General features: G+C 57.9%; 3 protein-coding genes. All 3 read right to left on the reverse strand.

Features of this window, described 5'->3' with window-relative positions; genetic code table 11:
* Positions 1 to 501: 501 nt before the first annotated feature.
* The 3 genes from ACNKH6_RS04165 to ACNKH6_RS04175 are packed head-to-tail and all read right to left on the reverse strand — an operon-like array spanning position 502 to position 3,492.
* Positions 502 to 2,979 (reverse strand): AAA family ATPase, encoded by a 2,478-nt coding sequence (locus tag ACNKH6_RS04165; protein ID WP_417914288.1) that lies wholly within the window; start codon positions 2,977 to 2,979, stop codon positions 502 to 504.
* Between the two features lie 8 nt (positions 2,980 to 2,987).
* The gene (locus ACNKH6_RS04170) at positions 2,988 to 3,242 is read right to left on the reverse strand and encodes a Txe/YoeB family addiction module toxin (protein ID WP_417914289.1); all 255 of its coding nucleotides are present in this window, start codon (positions 3,240 to 3,242) and stop codon (positions 2,988 to 2,990) included.
* On the reverse strand, positions 3,223 to 3,492 hold the full coding sequence (locus ACNKH6_RS04175) for a type II toxin-antitoxin system Phd/YefM family antitoxin (RefSeq protein ID WP_417914290.1): 270 nt from the start codon (positions 3,490 to 3,492) through the stop codon (positions 3,223 to 3,225). The genes ACNKH6_RS04170 and ACNKH6_RS04175 overlap by 20 nt, the downstream gene beginning before the upstream one ends.
* Positions 3,493 to 3,633 lie beyond the last annotated feature (141 nt).

Raw genomic sequence — 3,633 nt, forward strand, 5'->3', positions numbered from 1 at the left:
CAATCCGATTGAAAATAAATGGGCACAAGCAAAAGCCCGCAGAAGAAAACTTGGCTGTTCTGTTGATGATCTCTTTCAGCAGCTTGACCTGTAGTCAATTTATTATGCTACAGCTATATAGCCTGCAATGCCACATCGCTGGCCGCCTTTGCCCGTCTGAAGACCTTCACGCCGGAAGAGGCGATTTATCCGGCAGAATAAAATTATCATTTCGGTCAATTGCAGGATGTCACCATGCCCCAAGTCGCATTGAAAGAAGCAGAGACCATGCTTGCCAAACTGATCATAATGGCACATAACCAAGGATGATGGATCAGGATTCAAACTTATGCCGTTTTCTGCCGCGCCGCGCCCGAAATTTGGCAGTGCCGCCGGGCTGATTAAAATGACGGATGATTTCGAGGACTACATGCCATGAGGATTTTGCTGGACACGCACGCCTTTCTCTGTGCTGGCTTGCAGCGTATCTGGTGATTGCGATTATAAGATTTCTCAGCAATCCTACCCACCCACCAACTCCCGCAACGCCGTCTGCCGCAGCCCCGTGTCCTTATTCGCCACGGCCATCGCCAGAGCCTTCCTCGTGCCAACGAACACCGCCAGCTTCCGCGCCCGTGTCAGGCCGGTGTAGATCAGGTTGCGGAAAAGCATCCGAAAATGCTGGGTTAAAACCGGCAGAATCACCGCCTCGAACTCCGAACCCTGCGCCTTATGGATGGTGATGGCATAGGCCAGCTCCAATTCCGCAATCTGCTCGCGCTGATACTCCACCTCGCGTTGATCCGGGAAGAAGCGCACCCGCAAGGTCATGTCCGCGTTGCTCACCTCGCTGATTCTGCCGATGTCGCCATTGAACACGCCGAGATCGTAGTTGTTGCGCAGATGAATGACCCGGTCGCCGGTGCGGAAAAGCCGCTCGCCGATGCGGAGTTCCGCCTTGCCCTCCTGCGGCGGATTCACCGCCTCTTGCAGCATCTTGTTGAGCGAACCCGTGCCCAAGCTGCCTCGGTTCATCGGCGAGAGCACCTGAATCTCGCCGCCCGCGCCGAGATATTTAGGAATCCACTCCACATAGAGCCGCCGCACCGTGTCCGCAGCGGTCATGCCGTAGTACAGCGACGACCACGGATGCACCTTTTTCGCCACGGCGGACAGCTCCGCTGCTGGGCCTTCAGCAACCGCTAACGTGTGCAGGTCAACGTGCTGAAATTGCTCCGGCAGCTCGAAGCGGCGGTATGGCTCCGGGCTGATGACAGCGGCATCCGTGCCGAAGAGATCGCCGCCGCCCGCCTGCTCGCGCTCCTCGACGGTCTGCAAATGCTGCCTGACTTTGGCGATGAAATGGAGCTGCTCCTGCGTGGCCTCGTCCGAATCAAGGAAGAGACAGTCGCTGCTTTTCCATAAATCCGGCTGCTTGAACGGCGAGCCGATCTTCGGTGTTTCGCCCCGGTTGATTTGATGGGCGAAGGTGATGATGCTCGATCTGCTCGCTTGCCGGAAAACCGTGCGCAGGGTGCAGACCGGAATATGCCCGGATGCGATCAGGTCGCGCAGCACATTGCCCGCGCCGACCGAGGGCAGCTGGTCCGCGTCGCCGATGAAGACAAGGGCGGTCTCGCTGCCGACCGCCTTGAGCAGGGCGGCGGTCAGGCTGATGTCGAGCATTGAGCATTCGTCCACAATCAGCACGTCGGTTTTCAGGGGATTTTCCGCATTGCGTTTAAAACCAGTACCTTGAAACTCCAGCAGGCGGTGGATGGTCTTGGCCTCCGCACCGATCACCTCGCCCATGCGCTGCGCCGCCCGGCCTGTGGGCGCAGCAAGCAGCACCGAACGGCCCATCGCCCGCAGCAGGCTGACCAGAACCCGCGTGGTCGTGGTCTTGCCGCAGCCCGGCCCGCCAGTGAGAATGGCGAACTGGCAGCAGACGATGGCCTGCACCGCCGCCGTCTGCTCCTCGCTCAATTGGATGCCGTTTTTGCCGCCGAAACGGCGCAGCCAGTCGGCAATGCGCTCCGGGTCGTGCGGCAGCGGGCGCACCATGTTGCGCAGCCGCTCGGCCACGTACTGCTCTTCAAAATACAGGCTTTTTGAGTAATAACAGCGTTCCGGCTCGCTGCCCCTGCGTGTGACGAGCAGGCGGACGCGCAGCTTGTCCTGCTGCTCCATCTCGTGGAGAAAGAGGGCGATGCGCTCGGAAAGATTGAGCTGGAGCAGCTCGGAAGCCTGCTTGTCAATCTGAGCCTGCGTCAGCCAGCAGTGGCCTTGCTCGCGGCTGGCGTTCAGCACATGGCGGATGGCAGCGGTGATGCGCAGCGGCGAATCTTGGCCAAAGCCGATGGACAGAGCCACCTTGTCGGCAGTGAAAAAGCCAATGCCGTAGAGGTCTTCGGCAAGGCGGTAGGGATTGGCCGAGACGAGGGCGATGGACTCGTCGCCGTACTGCTTGTAGATGCGCACCGCAAAAAGCGTGGAGATGCCGTGCGTCTGGAGGAAAAGCATCACGTCGCGCACGGCCCGGTGCTCTGTCCACGCCGCGCTGATCATGGCCAGCTTCTTCTCGGCAATGCCGGGCACATCGGTCAGCCGCTCAATGCGCTCCTCAAAGACCTCCAGCGTCTCCTTGCCGAAATGCTGGACGATCTTGTGCGCGGTCTTCGGGCCTATGCCTTTGATCAGGCCGGAGCCGAGGTATTTCTCCAAGGCGTTGGCCGAGGCGGGCTTCAGTTCCGCCGCCTGCGCCGCCTTGAATTGGCGGCCAAAGCGCGGATGCATCACCCACTCGCCGGTGAACTGCATGGTTGCGCCTGCGAAAACCCGGAGCTGGTGGACAACCACCGTGGCCGTGCCGCCGCGTGCGTCAAAGGGATTGACTTGCAGCACCGCCCAGCCGTTTTCCGGGTTGTGGTAAGTGATGCGCTCAACCACGCCGCTGAGTGTTTCCGGCGGAAGCTGCGAGGAAGGGAGAGGAGGAAGCACGCCTGAAATCAATAATGATGCCGCAGTTGGGCAAGACAGACGGCATCATCGGACACTTTGTACACAATTCGATGTTCTTCGTTGATGCGGCGCGACCAATATCCAGAAAGAGCATGTTTCAGCGGTTCCGGTTTGCCGAGACCTTCAAATGGGCTGCGCTTTATTTCATTGATCAGCAGATTGATACGCCGGAGCATTTTTCTGTCTGTCTCCTGCCAGTGCAGATAATCCTCCCAAGCGTTGTCAGAAAAAATCAGCCTCATTCTCGGCAATTTTCCTCTCTGTGCCTTTCCCTGCCTCAAGCTGGGCGATGGATTCAAGCAGTCGCTTGGCATTTTTTGGTGAACGCAGCAAATATGCCGTTTCCTGCATGGCGGTGTAGTCTTCAAGCGACATAATGACCACTGCATCGCTGTTTTTCCGGGTGATGATCACTGGAGAATGATCTTGGCAGACCTGCTCCATCGTCTTGGCGAGATTCTGCCGGGCGGCAGTGTACGTCATGGCATTCATAATCGTCCTCCTGATACGTTACTAGACACTATATCGATTTTTTCAAGCAATCGGCATTGACTTTTTGCCAAGGTCTGAATCTTAATCTGAAATTGTGCAGTGCGCAAGCAATCTCCATGACTGTGTCAGCAAACCAGCGCA

It is taken from the genome of Candidatus Electronema sp. JM, assembly GCF_048287415.1.
Classification (GTDB): domain Bacteria; phylum Desulfobacterota; class Desulfobulbia; order Desulfobulbales; family Desulfobulbaceae; genus Electronema.